This window comes from Methylomonas sp. PHL2-19 (assembly GCF_059331595.1).
In genome coordinates, this window is the sequence record NZ_CP196839.1 from 4,984,470 (window position 1) to 5,005,416 (window position 20,947).

General features: G+C 51.8%; 24 protein-coding genes. 12 read left to right on the plus strand and 12 right to left on the minus strand.

From position 1 onward, the window contains the following. Positions 1–106 precede the first annotated feature (106 nt). On the minus strand, positions 107–1,495 hold the full coding sequence (locus ACR02O_RS22970) for an integron integrase (protein WP_494522490.1): 1,389 nt from the start codon (positions 1,493–1,495) through the stop codon (positions 107–109). 140 nt (positions 1,496–1,635) lie between these two features. On the opposite strand from ACR02O_RS22970, the gene ACR02O_RS22975 reads away from it, so the two are divergent. From ACR02O_RS22975 to ACR02O_RS23000, 6 genes are all read left to right on the plus strand, one after another. Further along, positions 1,636–1,932: a hypothetical protein gene (locus ACR02O_RS22975; RefSeq protein WP_494522491.1), complete on the plus strand. Its 297-nt coding sequence runs from the start codon at positions 1,636–1,638 to the stop codon at positions 1,930–1,932. 144 nt (positions 1,933–2,076) lie between these two features. Then, the gene (locus tag ACR02O_RS22980; RefSeq protein WP_494522492.1) at positions 2,077–2,334 is read left to right on the plus strand and encodes a hypothetical protein; all 258 of its coding nucleotides are present in this window, start codon (positions 2,077–2,079) and stop codon (positions 2,332–2,334) included. 66 nt (positions 2,335–2,400) lie between these two features. Then, the gene (locus ACR02O_RS22985) at positions 2,401–2,661 is read left to right on the plus strand and encodes a type IV pilus assembly protein FimV (RefSeq protein ID WP_494522493.1); all 261 of its coding nucleotides are present in this window, start codon (positions 2,401–2,403) and stop codon (positions 2,659–2,661) included. A gap of 72 nt (positions 2,662–2,733) precedes the next feature. Further along, complete coding sequence (locus ACR02O_RS22990) at positions 2,734–3,345, plus strand: HEAT repeat domain-containing protein (RefSeq protein ID WP_494522494.1); 612 nt, start codon at positions 2,734–2,736, stop codon at positions 3,343–3,345. A gap of 67 nt (positions 3,346–3,412) precedes the next feature. Next, positions 3,413–3,754: an immunity protein Imm33 domain-containing protein gene (locus tag ACR02O_RS22995; protein ID WP_494522495.1), complete on the plus strand. Its 342-nt coding sequence runs from the start codon at positions 3,413–3,415 to the stop codon at positions 3,752–3,754. Positions 3,755–3,804: 50 nt separating this feature from the next. Continuing rightward, a complete protein-coding gene (locus tag ACR02O_RS23000; RefSeq protein WP_494522496.1) occupies positions 3,805–4,122 on the plus strand; it encodes a hypothetical protein in 318 nt (105 codons plus the stop codon). A gap of 196 nt (positions 4,123–4,318) precedes the next feature. On the opposite strand, the gene ACR02O_RS23005 is transcribed toward ACR02O_RS23000, so the two are convergent. From ACR02O_RS23005 to lexA, 5 genes are all read right to left on the minus strand, one after another. Next, on the minus strand, positions 4,319–4,627 hold the full coding sequence (locus ACR02O_RS23005) for a hypothetical protein (protein ID WP_494522497.1): 309 nt from the start codon (positions 4,625–4,627) through the stop codon (positions 4,319–4,321). 98 nt (positions 4,628–4,725) lie between these two features. Next, the gene (locus ACR02O_RS23010) at positions 4,726–5,400 is read right to left on the minus strand and encodes an SOS response-associated peptidase (protein WP_494522498.1); all 675 of its coding nucleotides are present in this window, start codon (positions 5,398–5,400) and stop codon (positions 4,726–4,728) included. A gap of 21 nt (positions 5,401–5,421) precedes the next feature. After that, a complete protein-coding gene (locus ACR02O_RS23015; RefSeq protein ID WP_494522499.1) occupies positions 5,422–5,661 on the minus strand; it encodes a TIGR02450 family Trp-rich protein in 240 nt (79 codons plus the stop codon). Continuing rightward, a complete protein-coding gene (locus ACR02O_RS23020) occupies positions 5,651–7,057 on the minus strand; it encodes a 3'-5' exonuclease family protein (protein WP_494522500.1) in 1,407 nt (468 codons plus the stop codon). Before ACR02O_RS23020 ends, ACR02O_RS23015 begins: the two co-directional genes overlap by 11 nt. 9 nt (positions 7,058–7,066) lie before the next feature. Beyond that, the gene (gene lexA, locus ACR02O_RS23025; RefSeq protein WP_494522501.1) at positions 7,067–7,693 is read right to left on the minus strand and encodes a transcriptional repressor LexA; all 627 of its coding nucleotides are present in this window, start codon (positions 7,691–7,693) and stop codon (positions 7,067–7,069) included. A gap of 103 nt (positions 7,694–7,796) precedes the next feature. Between lexA and ACR02O_RS23030 the strand changes: the two genes are divergently transcribed. Together ACR02O_RS23030 and ACR02O_RS23035 are read left to right on the plus strand one after the other, a co-directional pair. Then, on the plus strand, positions 7,797–8,282 hold the full coding sequence (locus ACR02O_RS23030; protein WP_494522502.1) for a LexA family protein: 486 nt from the start codon (positions 7,797–7,799) through the stop codon (positions 8,280–8,282). A 2-nt stretch (positions 8,283–8,284) separates the two neighbouring features. Beyond that, positions 8,285–9,574 carry a Y-family DNA polymerase gene (locus tag ACR02O_RS23035; protein ID WP_494522503.1) on the plus strand — a complete coding sequence of 430 codons (1,290 nt, stop codon included), beginning with the start codon at positions 8,285–8,287 and terminating at the stop codon, positions 9,572–9,574. A 9-nt stretch (positions 9,575–9,583) separates the two neighbouring features. Here the strand turns inward: ACR02O_RS23035 and ACR02O_RS23040 are convergent, their stop codons facing one another. The 5 genes from ACR02O_RS23040 to mobH form a co-directional block, all read right to left on the minus strand. Next, positions 9,584–10,381 (minus strand): hypothetical protein, encoded by a 798-nt coding sequence (locus ACR02O_RS23040; RefSeq protein WP_494522504.1) that lies wholly within the window; start codon positions 10,379–10,381, stop codon positions 9,584–9,586. Next, positions 10,359–10,724: a hypothetical protein gene (locus ACR02O_RS23045; protein ID WP_494522505.1), complete on the minus strand. Its 366-nt coding sequence runs from the start codon at positions 10,722–10,724 to the stop codon at positions 10,359–10,361. The genes ACR02O_RS23040 and ACR02O_RS23045 overlap by 23 nt, the downstream gene beginning before the upstream one ends. 110 nt (positions 10,725–10,834) lie before the next feature. Continuing rightward, a complete protein-coding gene (locus ACR02O_RS23050; RefSeq protein ID WP_494522506.1) occupies positions 10,835–11,467 on the minus strand; it encodes an IncC plasmid conjugative DNA transfer DtrJ family protein in 633 nt (210 codons plus the stop codon). Further along, positions 11,464–13,296 carry a conjugative transfer system coupling protein TraD gene (gene traD, locus ACR02O_RS23055; RefSeq protein ID WP_494522507.1) on the minus strand — a complete coding sequence of 611 codons (1,833 nt, stop codon included), beginning with the start codon at positions 13,294–13,296 and terminating at the stop codon, positions 11,464–11,466. Before traD ends, ACR02O_RS23050 begins: the two co-directional genes overlap by 4 nt. Then, positions 13,293–15,698 (minus strand): MobH family relaxase, encoded by a 2,406-nt coding sequence (mobH, locus tag ACR02O_RS23060; protein ID WP_494522508.1) that lies wholly within the window; start codon positions 15,696–15,698, stop codon positions 13,293–13,295. Before mobH ends, traD begins: the two co-directional genes overlap by 4 nt. Positions 15,699–15,827: 129 nt before the next feature. On the opposite strand from mobH, the gene ACR02O_RS23065 reads away from it, so the two are divergent. Both ACR02O_RS23065 and trfA read left to right on the plus strand, forming a co-directional pair. Continuing rightward, positions 15,828–16,268: a hypothetical protein gene (locus tag ACR02O_RS23065; RefSeq protein WP_494522509.1), complete on the plus strand. Its 441-nt coding sequence runs from the start codon at positions 15,828–15,830 to the stop codon at positions 16,266–16,268. A gap of 7 nt (positions 16,269–16,275) precedes the next feature. After that, entirely contained in the window at positions 16,276–17,142 is an 867-nt protein-coding gene (trfA, locus tag ACR02O_RS23070) for a plasmid replication initiator TrfA (RefSeq protein ID WP_494522510.1), read from the plus strand. A 347-nt stretch (positions 17,143–17,489) separates the two neighbouring features. On the opposite strand, the gene mobI is transcribed toward trfA, so the two are convergent. Beyond that, the gene (gene mobI / locus ACR02O_RS23075; RefSeq protein WP_494522511.1) at positions 17,490–17,960 is read right to left on the minus strand and encodes a conjugative transfer protein MobI(A/C); all 471 of its coding nucleotides are present in this window, start codon (positions 17,958–17,960) and stop codon (positions 17,490–17,492) included. Between the two features lie 504 nt (positions 17,961–18,464). Between mobI and traF the strand changes: the two genes are divergently transcribed. Further along, on the plus strand, positions 18,465–19,481 hold the full coding sequence (gene traF, locus ACR02O_RS23080) for a conjugal transfer protein TraF (protein ID WP_494522512.1): 1,017 nt from the start codon (positions 18,465–18,467) through the stop codon (positions 19,479–19,481). Beyond that, the gene (locus tag ACR02O_RS23085) at positions 19,478–20,929 is read left to right on the plus strand and encodes a conjugal transfer protein TraH (protein ID WP_494522513.1); all 1,452 of its coding nucleotides are present in this window, start codon (positions 19,478–19,480) and stop codon (positions 20,927–20,929) included. Before traF ends, ACR02O_RS23085 begins: the two co-directional genes overlap by 4 nt. Positions 20,930–20,947: the final 18 nt, after the last annotated feature.

Genomic DNA, 20,947 nt, shown 5'->3' on the forward strand with positions numbered 1-20,947 from the left:
ATTGGCTTTGATCTGTTCGAGATCCAACGCGATCGGCCACAAGCGGCCACAGAACAATCATTGAGGAATGACTGCAAACTGGCACATTGCCGCCGACGGTTTAGCTTCAGAAATCCAGCGGGCTTTTCGCTTCCTTGATCGTCCGACTAGGCACGGTATGCGTGTAAATCATGGTCGTTCGCAAATCACTGTGGCCTAATAGTTCTTGAATGGTACGAATATCGACGTTGGCTTGTAGAAGATGACTGGCAAAGCTATGTCGAAACGTATGCGCCGATGCACGTTTGGCAATTCGGCTTCTGCGCACCGCGAGTTTAAGGGCTTGTTGCACATGGGACTCGTGCAAATGCCAGCGCCGGTACTCTTCAGTGGAAGGAACCAAGGTAAGCGATTTTGCCGGAAACAACCATTGCCAGGCAAATTCCTTGGCGGCGTTTTTATATTTGCCATCCAGCGCTTTGGGCAAGAAAACACCGGCGGTGTTCGCCGCCAAATCCTGCTCATGCAGGGCAGCAACTCGTTCAACCTGCGCCGCCAATTCGGTCGTTAACATTGCCGGCATCGGCAGCGTTCTATCCTTCAGGCCTTTGCCGTCATGCACGGTCAACACTTGCAGGTCAAAATTCAAATCCTGCACCCGCAGTTTCAGGCACTCGAACAGGCGCAGGCCGCAACCGTACAACAGCTTGGCGACCAAATCATAAGGCGGTTCCAACAAACCGATAATTCGATCAACTTCCGGGCGCGATAACACCACAGGAATATAAGGACGACGCTTGGCCCGCACCACACCCTCGACTTTTCCGAATTCTTTTAGCAATACATGTTTGAACAAGAACAGTAACGCATTGAAAGCTTGATTCTGACTGGAAGCGGCAACCTGCTTATTCATGGCGAGATGGCTCAAAAAAGCTTTCACATCATCCATGTCCAACAAACGGGCATCTTTGCTTTTCGTGTAGGTTTGAAATTGCTGCAACCAGTAACGGTACGCTTGCCAAGTTTTGTTTGAATAATGACGAACCTTGATAGCGGCTTGCAGTTGTTCGTACACCGTCACCCAACTGGCACCGGTTAACTTTGGCGACTCGTCGACAGGAGAAGGCTTCGTGGTTTCTGGTACGGATGGTGTCGTAACGGTCTGGTTGACAGGACTCTGATAGGGTTCAGCTAATCGCTTCGATGTTAATGACTGATCAGGTAACGTATCGCTGGAGGGTGTTGTTGGCGATTTAATCGCGCCGACCATGCGGTAATAGATGGCTACGGCTCGGCGAGCTTGTTGTCGTTGTGTTTCAGACTGACCTTTACTTTTCAACTTTTCGTCAAATGGAGCAAAGCTTGCGGTGAGCTTTGAGTTTGCTCCGTACTTGTTACAAAAGTCCAGATAAAACCGAAACCACTTATGAAAATCGCGCCGTTGCTGGTCGGGCACATTGCGCTGATTGAGTTGTGTTTCAAATGCCTGACTAAGAGATGCGGGAACGGCTATCATGGCAACCTCCAAAGCTGATTTGGATACAGTGTGAATGATATACAGAAAGGAAAAATCCTTGCTAATCACAAATTTATTGGCGCAGCGCAGCTTTTATGGTAGATATACGGAACTATCTAATAACTTGTTAGGCGTTAGTTATGGCTACAAAATACATACTTGAACTGTGTGATACTTCAGGCGAGCATAAACCAATAGCCCGTATGGAATCCGTTACTCCATTCATACCGGTCAATGTTGGTGATCGCTTTGATGATTTGGGTTGGGAAAGACTGGACGGTGTGGGCATCATCCATTCAGGCGAAAATCCCAAAAGATATAAGGTTCATTCAATTAAACATCTTGTTTTCCCTAGCCACAATGGAATTACCGCAAAGTATTGCCTAAACCTTGAACCATATGATGGTCCCAGTTCTCCTGTATGGGGGGATGATTAAAATGCCTAACCCTTAAGGCGAAACGCATCGCGGTTCCGTCGAATGAAAAGAGTAACGCACGTTGCCTAACAAAACGCTAAGCCGACCCGCTTCCGCTTCGCTCCAGCGGTCGGCTTAGCTTTACGTTAGCCAATTAGGACAAATATGAGCGAAGCACCAAGCAAAGACCTGTCGGATACATTCAATACGTTGTTTGAATTTTTCAAGCACCTTACAACTTTGAGTTCCGGTTCTAGGCTACTTCGAATATGGCTTGCCATTCTTTCAGTTATTGTTGCCTTGGTTGTAGCTGTAGCAAGTGGATCACTCTTCATGGCTATTCCGTTGAACCTCATGCTCTTTTGCATCGTTGCACTGCTAGCATTACCATTCGCCCGCTTATGGCTATGGCTTGCACAATGACGCATAACCCGTCGGTTAAGCAGGACGCGCTACCGCGCGCCTCTTACCTCAAACGTTAGGGTGACTATGGCTGTTCAAAACTCACAACTCGCCGGGCTAGTACTTGCAGGAATATTCACTATCGCTCTTCTCGGCCTGACGGTTTGGCAACGAATCAAGTACCCCAAACGCAAGAATCAAAAAGCTGATCCAATTGCAGAAGCAGAGGTTTATCTGGCCTACGGGCTAAGAAAGAAAGCAATTGAAGCACTCAAGAAGGCCCAACTGGAGAACCCGAATCGTGTTGATATTGGAGAAAAACTGGATGAGCTATCTAAGCATCCCTAACTCTGCGCTCAAAGGGACGCTCCGCTTCGTTGCGCGCCCCTTAGCTCTGCGTTATGCGTCATGGAAAGAGTCGTGATGGAAGAACTAATCAAACAACTTGAAGACACAAAGTCAGCCAAACGAAGGTCTGCTGCTAAGAAGCTTCGAAAACTAAAAAATGTTGCTGCGGGGCCTGCATTGCTTACGGCCCTCAATAGAGAAGTTGAAGACCCGCGCACTTGGGAAACGCAGTATCAAATGGTCATGGCGCTTGGTGAGTGTGGCTATAAAGAAGCGCTGCCATATCTTAAGAGCCTTTCAGAGCGTCCGTTTGAAGCAACGATGGTTTACATGGCTCTCGGAGACGCAATCATCAGGCTCTCGCGTTCAGGATCCAATGATGTATCGGCAGTATTCGACCTGATCCGTCAGGGAAACGAAATGCTAATAAACGGCGGGTTGCGGGCTGTGGCCATGTTGCACCTCGTCCCCTCCTCAAATGAAATCGAGCAGATCATTGATTTCGCAGAAAAGTATGAAGTGAACCATCATCTGCGGCTTTGGGTACTAGCTGCTGCGCCAGGATGGGAAGGTACCCGGCTAGAAAATTTCATATCAAGCTGCTTATCATCGAGTCGCCAAGACATATCAAGTGCAGCGAAATTGGCGCAAGAAAAGAAGTATAAAAAGTGGCAACCGCTGTGACGCTTTGCATAACATTTCGTTCGAGGGGACCCGCTAAAGCGGGCCCCTCAACTCCGCGTTGGGCATCATGACCACGTCGCTTTCTCCACAAGACATTTGCTCTCGCTATGGCTCAGAATTTGTCCCGCCCGCGCCATCGCAAAAAGTCGGCTTAGCGCTTGAATCTCTCGGCTCGCTTCCGCTTAACGCACTCCGCCACACCCCGGAAAACGGAACCTGTGGTTGGTACATCTGGGGCGGCACGGAGCTATCGCAAAACAGCGATTTCTTCAAACCCTTGCATGTCTCCCATCTCGCTGAGCATTGCCCAGACTTGTTGCCCTTCCTGGGTCTTGCGCCTGGTTGGCGAGTTTTATTGGCGCCGGCGCAAACCGAGGTTTGGTTCGATGAAAGTCTTCTAAATGTCTAAGCTGTGGCCCAACCCATCCATCAAGCGGGACGCGCTAAAGCGCGCCCCTTATGCCAGACGTTATGCGGCCTGAAATTAAGCAACTTATTGATCTTGGACGATTGCCACCCGAGGCAGAGGCTTCGTTGGAGTATCTGCGCGAGGCGGAGGGTTTGCTTCGCGCCATCAAAAAACCGGTATCGGATGAGGAAGCAAGAAACCTTGTTTTGCTGTTTGGTCCGCCCGACAGCTGTTACGGTTTTGCTTGGTCACTTCTTCATCTGATTGAAACTGCGCCAAGTTGGCCAATCGCTGATTGCCTTGAAAATCCAAAAAATGAATGGGTGGCCTCTCTCAGAGATCGCGCGGTTCGCGGAGGTTTTTTGTGAGAGCTTTAATGCTAACTGTCGCTTCACCGCATAACCTGTCGCTCAAAGGGACGCTCCGCTTCGCTGCGCGCCCCTTAGCTGGGCGTTGAATGGCTGCTATTTGAAGCCCTCCCGACATTGAGCGCAATGCTTCAAATGTCAACTTGGGGTCGGTAGCGTCGAACAGATCATTAACAACAATTTCACCAAACCAGCGTCATTTTTTTAGTGTTTGCCGTTTTTGAAGTAATGCGTCTCGCTGTTCTGCCCAAAAAATGCTGGCGTCATGCTCCGATATGTTTCCATCGGCCGCCAATTGGCAAAGCCCAATGAAATAGGCGTAGAGATTGATGATTCCTTCGTCTTTGGGGTATTGACTCAAGAGGTTTTTATGTTTTTGTCGAGCATCGTCATTGCAAAACTCATTGGGGAGAGGTGCGAAATCGATGTTGTCACCGCCCCCAATCGCTGCTGTGGCGGATTCGGCCAGGATTATTAGCAAACAGAAAATTACCCGTTTCGTCACGGACTGCTCCTCGGATCAAATTGTCATTTCATTCTGCATTGAAGCGATAGAAGCATAGTCTCTGTTAGAGCAAAATCTGCCATATCTCAAAAAGCGGCTCATGATTTTCTACTCACTTTTGGCTCAATACATCGAATATCGTCGTGTCTAGGATTATTCACCCAATCGCCGACCAGCGTTGTAACCATATTGGCGTAAGTTGAGTTTTCAAGTAAGTCATAGGCGCCATCGGTAGTAGAGGTTATGTTGAGCCAGTCGTGATAACACCCTGCCGGCATGATCACTGGCATGCGCTCATGAATGGGTTGCATTAGCTCATTAGCTGCCGTGGTAATGATCGTACAGGAATAAAGCGTTTCGACTTCGTGTTGCCACTGTTCCCATAAACCGGCGAAGGCGAATAGCTGATTGTCCTGCCGATGAATATGGAAAGCCTGTTTACTGGATTCCATCTTCTGCCACTCATAAAATCCCCGTGCGACGATGAGGCAACGACGTTTATGAAACGCGGTGCGAAACGATGGTTTTTCTCGAATCGTTTCGGCACGCGCATTGATCAGGTGATGGCTGTTTTTGGTGTCTTTGGACCAGGACGGCACCAAGCCCCAGAACAGATTCACCGCCTTTAGCGATTTGTCCTCCAACTCGACAATGCAGAGGATTTTGCGTGCAGGGGCGATGTTGAAGCTGGGCTGGAATTTTGGCAGGCGCGAGAGTTGGAAATGTTCAGCAATCTCTTCAGGTGAGGCTGTTAGCTGAAATCTTCCGCACATGCTTTTCTAATCCACTCTGGTTTACTGCCAACCTTGTAACCATTGCCCGGTATCGGTCAGGTCACGCCAGGGCAGGATAAAGCTGCGGCGCGAATACACTGCTTCCAGCTCGATGTGTTCGATAGGCGCATCCGGCCATTCGGGCTTGATTAGCTGGGTGACCAGAAAATGCTTTTCCTTGTTTTTGGGCAGTGCGGCAGTCCATTTACTCAACAGCAATTTTTTAGGGTTCAAGCGACGTGCAGTTGATTCAGGCATCATAATGTCTCCTGCGAATAGATTCATGGGTTGGACTCGAGCATAAATGCACGACCTGCGTTTTCTTTAACGCCTTGACCAAGGTCATATAGGTATCGCGATCAAATGCCGATCTGCCTTGCTCCAGCAATGCGTGGACTTCGTCATCACTGTGCGCCGTGCCGAGATAACACCAGTGATCGATCACGTGCAAATCGTCTTCCTCGCGAACGCCGATGGCACCGGGGTAAGGCCAACTGGCCAGTTTGAGTTTGCTCATGGCGGTCAATAATCGCGTGGCATGTTCCAATCCGGATTCCTTGCCGACACAGGCGCCCCGACAGCGTTTCAGTTGATGCGCAAAGCACGGTTTGCCGCTGCCGATCTTTTCGAGGCCCAGTATTCCCAGACAAAGCTGATGTTGTTCAGCCAAACTGCGAAGTGCTTTTTCGGCATCCCGTTTATTACCGTACAAGCCATACAAATTATCCTGCGAACCGAAATCCAGATCGTTTGCCCAGGTCAGACGCGGCAACAGTTGCTCCTGTTTTTGCTCGAGTTGCCAAGCACACAGTGCATTTTTACGCCGTAACCGTTGGTTATGCACGGGTGTCATTTGTTTGATCAGTTTAGCTTCGGTCAATAAGGCACCCAGTTCACCACCGGTTTCGATCCAGTCGATACGCTTGGTTTGCTGCGACAAACTCATTTCCTTGGTGTGGCGATGGTCTGCGGCAAAGTGCGATAGGACTCGCTGGCGGATATTGATGCTTTTGCCGATATACAGCGGCAAGTCATTTTCACCATAGAACAGATAGACGCCGGGGCCTTCCGGCAATTCATGGACGAGATTCGGATCCAGTTGTGACGGCAGGCTGGAGCGCTGCACCAGGTTTTTTACCGTAGCTTCGATGGCATCGGCTGAAAATTGCTGATGGGCATGTTGCCAGAACTGATGAATCAGTTGGGCATCTGCTAAAGCGCGGTGGCGTTCCTTGGCAGTTAACTGATGGCGTTCGATCAGGCTATCCAGATTGTGCCGGTGGTACTGCGGATAAAGCGCCCGCGATAATTTGACCGTGCATAACACCTGGGGTTTAAACACTAGGCCAACCCGTTTAAATTCATTTTTCAGGAAGCCATAATCAAAGCGAGCGTTGTGGGCAATGAACAGCCGGCCTTGCAATAAGGCATCCACGTCCTTGGCCACTTGTTCAAAGCTGGGTGCGTTTTCGACCATGGCGTTGCTGATGCCGGTCATCTGTTCGATGAACAACGGAATTCGCATTTGCGGATGTACCAGTTGGCTCCATTCCCGCACGCCATCGTCATCCACCAGGACAATGCCGATCTCGGTAATACGGTCTTTCGTGGCAGAACCACCGGTGGTTTCCAGGTCCACAAAGGCTAATGGTTGCATAGTCCAGTCCTAACGGTAACTGCGCATCTGGCCCACCAGTACGCCTTGTATGCTGACTTGCGATGGATGGAAACGCATGGCTTCCATGCTGGAATTCGCGGGAATCAAAAACACCTCATCCCCTGTTTGCTCGATATATTTCAAGGTAGCCTCCTGATTGTCGATGAGCGCGACGACAATGTCACCGTTGTCGGCGTAACTGCGTTGTTCGATGATCACCCAATCGCCATCCAGTATGCCTGCTTCAATCATGGAATCCCCCTTAACTTTGAGCACATAACAGGATTGTTCGGTGCGAATTTGATCGGGGACATTGACCCATTCGGTATGCTCAATCGCTTCGATCGGTTTGCCGGCGGCAATGCTGCCTACCAAGGGCAACGCGTGAGGCCGATGTTGGCCAGATTCACGCAATGCGAAGGCCTTTTCCGTCAAGCGAACCCCTCGATGTTTGTGCCCCATAGTTTCAACAAAACCGGCCTCGATCAATCCCCTTAGGGTCAAATGTAACGAGCCCCGCGATCTCAAGCCGAGTGCCTGACACAGTTCATTCAACGACGGTGGCCGTGGAAACTGCGCCTGGTTGTCCAGCAAGAAATCCAAAATGGCCTGTTGTTTTCGGGTTACGGCGCTCATGCGGCAGAAATACGGTTCAATTACATTGAGAACAATCATAGAACGTTTGCGTTTTCGATGGTAGTCTTATGCCATCAATATTTTGTAAGCCACCGTGATGCCCATGACCGAATCATTGCCATTTTCGATCCTCAACCCCTCACAACCGTTACCCCCAATCCGTGACGGATTGGATTGGTTTCATCTTGCCAAGCCGGAAAAAAAACGACGACTGCCGCTGTTCATCAGCAAAGTGGCCGCGGGATTTCCATCGCCGGCCGATGATTATGTGGAAAAGACCCTGGATTTGGAGGAATTGCTGATTCAAAAGCCGGCGGCGACTTTTTTTGTGCGCGCCCAAGGCGATTCCATGCTCGGTGCCGGCATTCATCCCAACGACATTCTGGTGGTCGACCGTTCCAAGGAGCCGATGCCCGATAAGATCGTGATCTGCGCGGTCAATGGGGAATTGACGGTGAAGCGCCTGATGGTTACTGACGGCCAATGGTGTTTGAAGGCCGAAAACCCGGCGTATCCTGATATTCCCTTGAACGAGGACCTGGAAACCGTGTTCTGGGGGACGGTCACCAATGTCATCCACCCTGTCTGATCATGACGGAACAAGCACGCATCTGTCTTGTCGACTGTAACAATTTTTACGTGAGTTGCGAGCGAGTGTTCCGGCCGGACCTCAATGACAAACCGGTCATGGTGCTCAGTAATAACGACGGTTGTGTGGTGGCGCGTAGCCAGCAGGTTAAAGATTTTGGCATCAAAATGGGTGTGCCTTTATTCCAGGTGCAGCACTTGGTCAATCAGCATCAAATCCAACTGTTTTCGTCGAACTATACCTTGTACGCGGACATGTCGGCGCGGGTGATGAGTTTGCTGGAAGAATTTACGCCGCGCATGGAAGTGTATTCCATTGATGAAGCGTTTTTGGATTTAACCGGCGTGTACCCTTGTTATCAAGATCCCATGTCCTATGGCCAACGTATCCGCAATACGATTGCTCGGCAAACTGGCATTCCGGTGTGTGTGGGTATGGGACCAACCAAGACCCTGGCCAAGCTGGCTAACTTTGCCGCCAAGAAATGGAAGCAAACCGGCGGTGTCCTCGACCTTACAGACCCCGTTCGTCGGAAAAAACTGATGAAAATCGTTTCTGTCGATGAAGTCTGGGGTATTGGCCGGCAAACCACAAAACGTCTTAATCAGTTGGGCATTCAAACCGTCTGGGACTTGGCTATCCAGTCACCTAAAACCATCCAGGCACAATTCAACGTCGTGATCGCCCGCACGGTCATTGAGCTGAACGGTACGGCCTGCCTGGATTTGGAAGACGTCGCAGCGGACAAACAACAAATTGTCTGTTCACGGTCGTTTAGTCGCAAACTGACAGAGTTGGAGGAGTTAAGTCGAGCCCTGTCGGCATACTGTACCCGAGCGGCGGAAAAACTACGCCGACAACAGTCAGTGACTGGTTGCGTCAGTGTGTTTATTCGCACAAATCCGTTTGCCGTTCAAGATCCTCAGTACCAGCGATCGGCAACCGTTAAGTTGGATGCGGCCACCCAGGATACCCGCACGATTATTCGCGTCGCGCTGTCGAGCTTAAAAGCCATCTACAAACCTGGCTTTAGTTATCAAAAATGCGGTGTCCAGCTGAGCGCAATTCGCCCTGCCGCATCGCCCTCGCAGTTCGATCTCTTCGACTTGAGCTGCGAGGGTACGCCGCCCGATAACGCCATCCTCATGCAAACCTTGGACACCATCAATCGACGATTCCCCAAAGCGGTCACGATCGCGTCATCGGGCTTCGATAACAGTTGGAAACCCAAAGCCGAACGCATTTCACAACGCTACACCACCGATTGGCGAGAATTGGTCATCGTTCGCTAACGGTATGACTCAGCATATAAAGAACGTTTGAGGCTCCTCTGGTTCCAATTGCCTGGACATCGATTCACAATAGTGATCGAAGTTTCCGGTGAATTCGATGGCAGGAAGAAGATTGTTGTCAATCACGTGGGGAATATTGAGATTGGTCAGTAGCCCGTTGATGTCTTCGAATACCGACTTAGCGTCATCGGTTGTCAAGAGCGGCCAAACGTAAACGGTTGACAATTCTTTTTCACGATCAAAAAAAGCCGCCCGTATTTCCGTGGGTATGCCATCGACACCGTGTTTACTGAGCAGGACTTTTGACACGGGATAATCTTGGGCTTTCATATTTAGCTTATAGAAGATATCAATCTCATTGAGTAAATGAATCCCGCGCGAGGCGGCAATACTGAGCCGATTGGGTTTTTCAACCGCCGAGATGTTGTGACCGGTTTGTTCATCCATCTCGTCTTCAAAGGCTACTGACCATTCTTCGGCAAATCCCCCAAAGGCATCCGATTTGGACTGTTCACAAAAAAGAGGGTTTGATGCCTGATCGCTAATCACCACACCCACCAGGAAGCGCAAAATGAGGTGCTCCTCCGGACTCTCCGAGGGCTTCATACCAAAAGAACGGCGTGATTCCGATGTTGAAATTTCGCCTTCGGCTTGCTCGATCAATTGCTGGTTGAGCTGGCGAATTTGGCTAGGTAACCAGTTGATGTCTTCAAGGCTGAATAATTCGTCGTGAATGGCGAGGGCTTGTCTATCGTTGATCAGCCCATGGCTTTGAAGCAATTGTCTAATGCGTTCGGGGGTCTTCAATACGCTTAGGTAAAGCCTTTTCAGAATGGGGCTTGATGACCATCGGAATGGCGAATACGATCGACTCTGCATTCGGCATAGACGGCAATCTCACCCGAATCCGTTCGGCGAGCGAAACAATACGCTCATTTAATATCGAAAATACGTGCAAACCTTCCGCTTGTCGTAAAGCGCTTACCAAAATATCGTCCTGGCCATTTGCAATACAGGACTCAATCAACGCTCGAAAAAGTGAATCGAGCTCAGGCGACGTTGGGTTCAGGGCGACTTTCTTAGCGGTTAACGTAATGTATTTAACCAAAAGATCCGACGTAGCGGTGTCATTAATAGAACGGTTTAACATGATAATGCTCCTGGGTTGTGTTGAGGTTGAGGGGTAAAAAAAGTTTGGGGTTATGCGCCGGATGTTTGTTGATCATGCCGTGCAGAAAACAGATGACATTCATGGCACACCTACACCCGCTTTTGCGTATTGGCCAACAACACGTTGACGGCGTAAGCCACGACAAAAACGCCCACCGGCACGGCTTGCGGTGGAATCGGAAACGGCAGTGTCAAACTGACCAGCAGCAGATACAACGCCCCAAGAATCAAATAAAGACTGTAGCGATGCGCCATGGGGCTGGGGTAATCAAAGTTGGTCTGGCTGATTTTGCGCCGCACCAGTCCGTCGACGACAAACGGCAACAATGCGGCTGCTAGGTACGGCAACCAGATGCAGGCCGTGGTCAGGCGCTTGATCATTTGAAAGATCGTGTCCCACAGCACGTTGAGCCGGCTTTCAATAAAGGGAAACAAATCGTTACGCCCCACATCCTCGAAGCCTTTGGACATCTGCCGCTCGCGCTCGGTGGGGATGAAATAGCGGAAGACGCTGTCTCGAATACCTGTGCTGACGAATAAACGGTCAAACCAGTGTTGCGCGGTATGGCTGATCTGTGATTCTTTATCGGCGCCAAAATAGCCAATCATCATCCGGTCTTCGGCGCGCTGCAGTTCACGCGTCCATCGGTCCGACACGAAACTGGCCACCAGGATCACTTCCAGTAGCCAAAGCATCAGGCTGAACAACAAATTGCGGGTCATGAGCTCGCACCTTGGCGGTCATGTGCCGACCACAGTATCGGCAATCGGCCTTTGACGATGCGGCCGCCGGATAACTTGGCGATGTAATGCAAGTCCGGCAGTTGCCCGAGTAACTGCGGCGCAAACAAATCACCTTCTTCTTCCATCAAGCGTTCGCCGACATTGCCGGAAAACACCGTGGGATTGGTCGCGCTGGTGGCGACACCTTGAGTGCGCATGATGTACTTCAACCGCGTCTTCGGCAGATTGTCGGTGATGTACTGCTGAGTCTCGCTGTCCATGATTCGCAGCGCGATCAGGTTGTTGACGTTGCCTAGCACTTGCCGCGCTTTGTCCTGGGATCCTGTGCGGGCCGCAAAATCGGCAAAGGTCTGGGTGGCGATGAACAAGCGGATTTTGGCGCCGCGGCCTTTGTTCAACACCTGAATGAAGGGATCGTTGATGACTTCCGCCGCCTCGTCGACAAACACATTCACGGGTCTATCCGAGACGCCGTAGTTGTAGCGATCGCCGGCGACAGCGGCCAAGTCGGCTAACAGAATCGATCCAATGGCGCTACCCACCATGCCGTCCGATAACGAGTCCAGACCGATATAGGCGACCTGAGCCTTTTCAATGATGTGGCCAGTATTGGTAATCGGCCGTAGATCATCCACATCGTACGGATTCGGTGACAGCAAAGGCCCCAAGGAACCTGAGGTCAACATGTTCATGATCGGAATCAAGGAGGCGACCATCTTGCTGAAGTGCGCTCGGTCGTGTTCGAACAAGGACAACAAGCCTTCCAAATCCAGATTCGGCAATTGATATTGCACGACCTCTCGGTAAAACCGCACCAATCCCAACGCTTTGGAATCGATGTCCTTGGCATTCTTCAGGTAAGGTCGCGCCTCGTGTCGCCAATGGCCCAGGTTGTTGTCGAAATAGCGTTCCAAGGCTTGAATCACCAGTGTCGAAGGACCGCCTTCCAGGTAACGGCGCAGTTTGACCAGGGTTGGCCGTTCCTCGATCACCATCAAACCCTGAATCACGTTATCCAGGGATTTTTGACCAAAGGCCTTGAAGGGATCGTTACTGCTTTCGCTGGGTGAAATGGCGCTGATGCGACTGGCGATTTCCGAAGGCCGGTTGAAATTGTGTAAGGGATCCAGACGCACGCTGTCTTCTGGAAACGCCGGGTGGAAATACACGAAGCGATCAGGGCGCTTAGCTAAGGCGCAGGCCCGTTTGGCGCAGGCCATCAAGTCCTTGTCACCTTTGGGGTCGATGATGATCACCGCCTCACCACGCAACACGGCTTGAGTGACCAACACATCAAAGGCGCGGGTTTTACCGGCACCGGTGGTACCGACCAGCAGCGTATGGCCGGCGGTATGCTGCAAGGGCTGACGAATGTCGCCTTCGGACACTTCCAGGCCATGTATCCAGGCCGAGCCCATGCGTTGATGATCGCTGGGAATCAGCGTCGAGACATCGCGTTTCAAAATCTCATAGGCCAATTGCGCATGCTTTTGCACCCAATCGAATCCCCAGCCGAACCACAAGGCTTCGGGATGCTGTTTCACCATCGCTACCAGCTTTTCGGCATCCAGATATTGGAACCGAAACTGCCGCAATCGGCGTTTTCGGTACCAAAGACTCAAGGCCGGCGACAATCGCCAACACGCCATCACCCCGCACGCCGTCATCAACCAATCGAACGGCTCACGCGGCAAGCCCGACCAGCGGCTGATGAAATGCGCCAATCCGGCACCGCCCAACCAACCCGAGATGGCATACACCTCGAAGATCGGCCGCCAGGGAAACTGATAGTCGTAATCGGATTTCATGGCGTGCGACGCAGTTGTAAACAGGTACCGACACTTCGGAAATCACCATGACTGGCAAGTTCTCGCATTAACTGTGTGCGGGTCAAGCCAGGTGTGTTATTCAGAAAATTCGCTATCGACTGCTCGTCTACTTCAAGCCATGCGGGGTCATCCCCAGTCGTTGCCGTTCGCATGGAGGCTTGTTGCAATTCATCCATCCAAATTTTGATGGCTTGCCGGTAGTGCTGCTTTTTGTGGGCGACCGTGTCCGATTTCGCTTTGGGATACTTAGTATTCACGTGCTCGGGGTTGTCGGGTACCAGTGAAGCAGACTTGGGTGTGGCGTTATCCGGCAAGGGTTTGGCATCGAGAGGCGCTTCCGGATTGGTTGCGGGTCTGCTGGACGAAACCGTTGATCGCTTTAGGGTATTTTCTGACGTGGGTCCGGACTTCTGTTCCCGTGTCTGACCTGACAATTCCGATTCAGTCAGTTGAGGCCGATGGGCATTGGGCATAGTCGTGTTGGCTAAAAGCTGTTTGAACATGCCGCTTGGTTCACTGGCGAGGAGTACGCCACGGACTTGCTGGATCTCTCTAACCTTACGCATAGGCGAAAGCACATCGGTCACCAACCAGCCTTTTTCCTCCAGGACGCGAATAAACTGATTGGCTTCCAGCTTGAGTGCATCCGGTGTCTTGGGAAAACTCAGCAAGCACTGTTGCTGCACCTCCAAAATATCCGTGCCCCAGCGCCATTGTTCAGCCGTGACAATAGCAGCCAGTTGAATCAGCCAGTGCCCTGCTTGACCTTGCGAGGCAAACCAGTGTCGGGCCACGTCACTTTGATCTTGCTGAGTATTGTTCGGTGCAAGGGAGTCTGACTCGACTTCAATCACGCCTGTCGAGTCGCTGCTTGGCGATTTTGGCGTGGTGTCGTTTTGATGAGGATCGACCATTTCTCCCACCTCGAGACCCGCATGATCGCTTAACCCACTGCCACTGTCTGCCAGCGCATCCATAGCCAAAATTGCCGCTAAATCGGCGGGTAAGATCGGTTCAGAGACGTGTTCACTTTTGGGCTCGTCCGCGTTTATTTTGACCGGGTTATCATGCGCCTTCACTTTTCGCCGCTTGCCGACCTTGACGTTAGGTTCGCTCGTAGACTGGGAGACTAACGGGATTTGATCTGCAACAGGTGACTCGGTCTCATCCCTCACTTCTGCACCGACCAAAGAGACCGGCGGTTCACCGCTATATACCAGCTCGATCGAGGCCAAGCGCAACATGAACAAGCTGCCATTCAGACTCTCAGTTTGCATACGCCAATAACGAAACCGTCCGCCGTTGGGTAGAGATTTTGGAATCGCGAGCCCGCGTTCAATCAAAATATCCGCCAGGGTATCTTCATCGCGCGGGATGCCGGGGATATGATCCTTATCCAACAGGCTCAGGATTTCTTTAACGGCGGTGCGCCAGACGATATACAGACCGTCTTCGAATCGCCAAATCCTGGCACCTTTTTCGTTGGCCAGCCATTGACCGGATTTAATCAAACGGCGCATGGCATCGCACAGGTAGCGTTCAACCGGCATGCCCATCGCGGATTCCAAACCGTGGTAGTGGGCCTTCAAATCCCGTTCCACACTCATGCAATCGGCGTCCATCACCAGTGCATAGCATTTGGAACCCCGATCTAGACCATGGATGGTTTCCAACAACGCTTGCATGATCTCAGGGCCTGGCTCCAGAATGAAGGCACGTGATTCGCGGGTCAAAACCCGCTCGATGACCAGGGCCGAAAACTGTTCATGACGTTTATGCCGATTCTCACGCCAGCGCAAAAAATAACGCTCGATGTGATGCTGGTTAGCCCAATCCGTCAGGTTTTCATCGCAAGGATTCCACGTGTGTTCGCCCTGTTGGTCGATCACAGCCATGTCGGATACCGGTTTGCCGATGTCATGCAACAACCCGGCAAAACACACAGCCAGTCGCCAACGCAGTTCCAGGGATTTTCGGACTTTAGGTGTGGCATCGGTAGCAAACAGACAGTCCTTGGAGGCCAGAGTCGCCCAGTGCGCGACCTCCAACCCATGCCGAAACAAACCGCCAGCCCCTCGATGATGATGGGACTCCGATGCCGGCAGCAGATGACTGAAGGCGGCATAACGCGCGATCACCGGCAATACGATGCTTTGAAACAGCGCCTCCGGTAACGCCAATGTCTGTTCGATGGTCTGAATCAGCTCGGTTTGGGTACCGAGAATGCGTGCCACCGGCGCGGCCGGCAGCCCCTTCATGAAGGGCGGGTAACGGGGAATCTCGTCTTCCTGGATGGCCGGGCAAGGCTCAGGCACAGGTTGACTCACGCCAAACCAACGTTGCAGCCAAGGTATCCGGAATGAAGATTGATGGGTTTTCATGACGACCCATCATGCCTAACTTTTTTTCGAGGTCATCTTCGAAATCGCAATAATTATCGCGATTTCGATGACGAGCCCTAAAAAATAATGCTTACTGTGTTGAGTCTTCAAAAATCGACTGGAGACGACATGAGTATCCGAAACACCCCCGTTAGCACACTAATTCCCATCCTGTTCTGTATGGGCTGTAGTACCTTATCCGCACCGAATGACCTGGTCAGCGAAACCGTCATTGAATCGCTGGTTCCACCGGCCGAGTTAGCCTGGCGCCTCGACCACGCAAGACAGCCCAGTCGTTTGGGCGGTTCGGTATGGTGTACCTCATCCATCGAACATGTGATCAGACGCGAGGATCCGGTAGAGTCAACCATAACGGATTCCTCCCTTGATGAATTCGTCAGAAATGAAACCGCCGAAGCTCCCGACCCCATGACCCTGGAACGGGCTTGGCGCAAATACTGTCATCATCAACTGGACCTGACCGACGTAGAGCGCCAGATGCTCCAGCAAAACCCACCGCCGGTGACTTCGCCATCCACGCACTGCGATCCCCGCAGTTTGAAAAAGTGAGGTGGGTATGACTCAAAATACCGTCACGTCACTGACCAATCTGACCGAACGCTTCCAGTCATTGACTGAACGCAAGAAAGCCCAGCCCCGACGCGTGGAGCCGTTAGCGACACTTCCCAGTTGGCCAGCCGGTATGCGCGGCACGCCGAATGCCTGTTTGCGCAGTGCGTTGTTTGCTGGTGTGCAGGGTAATGAGCGGATAGCATACAAGAAGCGCACCTTATTGGCGGCTGTCGAGGGCATCGAAGTCCGTTATCTCGGCGTTCAGCTCAATCAGTCCGATCTGGACGTCTGGATGCAGATCGTGCATCTGTCCAGAATGCAATTGCCGGGCTTTAGCGTAACCTTCAGTGCGCACGCGCTGCTGATGGCGTTAGGCCGATCGACCGGCAAAAGTCAGCACGAATGGTTGAAGGAATCGATGGCGCGTTTAGGCGGCGCCTTCGTCGAAATCACCTACCACGGTCGGCAGACGTTTGGTGAAAAAGGCTTTCTGCGCTACCACCGCGACGAAATCACTCAGCGCTATGTAGTGGAACTGACCGAGTCGATGTTACGACTGTTCGAAGACGGTTACACCCATATCGAATTCGAACAGCGACAGCAATTGCGTAAACATCCACTGGCGTTATGGCTGCATGGTTTCCTGTCGTCGCATGCCGCACCGTATCCGTTGAAACTGCAAACGCTTTACCAACTCAGTGGCAGTAGCACCCAAAATCCCCGCGACTTCAAACTGCGGATGCGTAAAGCCTTGCAGGCCTTGGTCACTATCGGCGCTATTGAGCACTTTGAAATCGATGAGGATGTCGTCAAGGTCAAAAAACAACCCACACCCACGCAAAAACGGCATCTCGAACTCAGGCAACATTAACCAAAATGGCACGGCATTCGACTGACGCACTTTTAGCCCGGTCGATGCCACCCCGACACGGCATTCGGCTGACGGGCACACGGCATTCGACTGACAGAGGCACGGCATTCGGCTAACAAGGTAACGGCATTCGACTGACACCCCACGGCATTCGGCTAACGCAAAGCACGGCATTCGGCTGACAAAACACACGGCATTCGACTAACGCTTGGTCAATTTTTTGAAATCGCTGCAAGGCATGTTCGGCGTGGACTGCAGCGATTTTCAACGACTTGAAAAATCGGGTGCTAATCTATTTATAATCTTTTTTTAATCTTAATAAGGGGCTACGCCCCTGTGGATAACTTTCAGTCCAGAGCGTCGCGTAAACTTTGCCGACAGCGATGAAATGCATCGCGGAACTTGCCCAATAAATCGATTTGTTTGCGTAGGTCGACAAACTCGTTTTCAAATTCCTCCACAAGCGAGACTTCCCAATCCGGTTCTTTTTTCAGAATGTGCTGCAAGGGATAGCGATAGCCTTTGCCCTTTTTGATGTGCTGGGTGACCGGTTTGGTTTTGCCGTCGATCGATAGCGAGGCGATCAGAAACCACTCGATGGTGAACGAATAAGCGCTTTCCCGGCGGCGGATGCGTACCCCCATTCTGCCGCGTAGCGATGCCGGATGCTTTTTGCGTTCCAGGTTAACGCGTCGCCAATAATCATCGACCAGCATACGGGCTTGGCTATGCAAACTCTCAACTTGGGCTTCCAGCCACTCAATCACGCGTTCATCGGCTAATGCCGATTCACCGTGCTCTGCATTTAACGAATTCATGTAAAAAACCTATCCTTAACCACAGGTTTTTCGCGGCAAAAAACCTAGTGAGCTTGATGATGAATATTCAATGTTTCCGGCAACGTCAAAAATCGAGGGAACGACCTAATACCAACACGCCGCGCTTTAACCCATGGAGGCCATGGGCTTGCCGGTTCGTGCTGGCACGACATTTTCGATGGTGTTTACCTATACAGACTTCTAAACAAAAACCCTGAATAGGTTTTCCCGTGTGTAGTCATAGCCAGGGCCTAACCCTTAAAGCCCGATTGCGCATGGCGTTCAGCCTTCCAGGCATTGTTAGGTTTTTGCGGCACATTTCAGAACTCCGAACCGAATTGTAGAGATTCGGGCGCGTGGTAAGGTTGCGAAAGGAGGATGATTTCGGCGGTTTCGTCGATGCCGGCCATACAGGGGCATTTTTTTTGACCGCTTTGTCGAAATCGCCAAAATTATCGCGATTTCGATGACGACCAGGTCTTGGGTGTCGTAGACAATTGAGCTATGAACCCAAAACACGCTCTGCATCCCTTTTTGCTCGTACTGCTACTGCCGACATCGGCGGTTTGTAGGGATGCGTCTGTCGACATACCGACTGCGTCGTATTTCGAAGACAAGCAACGCGGCTGGTTTTGGTATGAGGCGCTGCCGGAGCTGGTTAAAAAATCGCAACCCGAAATTCAAGCGGATCAGGAAAAACCCAAGCCTGAAATCAAACCGCCCAGCGTCGTTCAAGCTGACATTGAACCCAAAACACAATCCAAGTCTTCTGCGGAACCCCAACCGCTGTCCTCGGCCTGGTTGAAGCAAAACCTGGAGCATTACCTGAACCGGGCGATCGATGATCCGAGTCCCGAAAATGTCGCAGCGTTTTATTACCTGCAGCGGGTGATGATGGATAAAGCCGAACGTTTTACCAACGCCGCGCGTTACGTGGTGATGTCCGATCCGCAACTCGACGAAACCGTGCGCAGGCCGGTGGCCACCTATGCGGCCAATGAAGCCAATCATCAGGCCAGCGTGGTGGCTGAGCAGGCCTTGAAGTCGATCGCCTCGCAAGCCGGCATTTTGTTTTTCTTCCGGTCCGATTGTCCTTATTGCCATGTCCAGGCGCCGATTCTGGCGATGCTGGAAAACGCTTACGGCTTCAAAATCTATCCTGTGTCGCTGGATGGATTACCCATGCCGAACGGCTTTTTTAGCCAGTTCAAGCGGGATAACGGTCAGGCTGCGATGTTGGGGGTTGAACAGACACCGGCGCTGTTTCTGATGAAACCGCCCAAGCAAATCGTGCCCTTGGCGCAAGGCGCCTTGTCGTTAGAGGAAGTTACCGGTCGGATTCTGCTGGCCGCCAAGGAAGCGGGATGGATCGATGCGTCGCAATACCAAACCACTCAGGGCATTCGCAATACGCCAATGCTGTTACCGACAGCCGGTAGCATCAGCCCTGCGGTCACTCAAGATCCACTGTCACTGATCCAGGCATTGCAACGCAGTGCGCAAAGGGGGAACACGCCATGACGTCGTTTACGTTTCGATTACGCTATCGTCAGATCGTAGTGTTGATTTTGTTGGTTGAAAGTGCCGTTCCAGCCTATGCCGACCTGCAACAGGAAATGGACAGCATGTTTGGCACCATGACCAACTTTACAGCGCCAACCGCCCATTTGGGACAGCGTCGTGGCGTGATTACCGGTGGCAGCTTGGTGGCGCGCAACGGTATCACCAACACCAATCTGGTGTCGTTCGTGCCACCCTCGTTCAGTGCCGGTTGCGGAGGCATCGATTTGTTTGGCGGCAGCTTCAGTTTCATCAACTTCAACCAGTTCGTGCAATTGCTGCGCAACGTGGCCGGCAACGCCGCAGGCTATGCGTTTCAGTTGGCGGTTGGTGCGATGTGTCCCTGGTGTGCGTCGGTGATGACCGACCTGCAAAAGAAAATCCAGGAAATGAACCAGATGTTCAGCAACTCCTGCCGTTTGGCGCAAGGCCTGGTCAACGACACGGTCAAAGCCTTCGATCTGCAGAGCAAAACCAATCTGTCCAATGCCTCGTTTACCCAAGGCATTTCGGATGTGTTTTCCAGTTGGACTAATACCAGTACCCTGGGTGATCCGGTACAGCAGATCAAGCAGAATGACCCGACCGATATGACCAAGATCATCCAAGGTAATCTGGTCTGGCGGGCCTTGGTCAATCAGAACGCCGGCGGCTGGTTTCGGTTCGGCGGTAACAGCTTGCTGGAAGCGGCAATGAGTATTTCCGGTACGGTGATCGTCGATGCCCCGCAAGCCGCACCCGATGGCAAAGGCGAAAACAATGCGATCAGCGCGCCGCCGCCAGTGTTGCGGATCAAGGATTTGATGTACGGCAACGACGCCGGCAACACTTATCAAACCGTCAAAATGTACACTTGTTCGGATGGCCACGATGCAGATCAATGTCTCAAACCCATTGTCCAGAATGTCAATCTGGTCGGCTTGAAACAGCGAGTGATGGACATCCTGTTGGGTTCGGCCAATAGCGGCAACGGTTTGATTTACAAATTCTCGACCAACAGCGGCCAGATCACCGATAGCGAAAAAGCCTTCATGCAAACCGTGCCGGATGCCATCGGAGCCATGATTCATAACCTGGCGCGGGAAGACGCCGGCATTGCCAAGTTGTGGGCCGAAGAAGCGGCACCGGTAATTGCCCTGGAACTGGCGCAATTGATCGTCAACGATTTGCTCAATGCGGTGCAAACCGCCGCACACATGAATGACCATGCCTATGCCAAGTTGCTGATGGATGCCTTGAAGGATGCCCGCGAGCAGATCCAGGACGAATACGTCACCATTGCCGGCCGCTACGGTAATCCGCAAACCCTGATGGCGTTTTACCAGCAATTGATGACCACCGTGAAGCCCAAACACTACGGCACTGTGGCGCAGTTGCCGGCATCCGGGCTGGCTTGGCCAAGCCCTTAATATCTCGTTCTCCCGTCC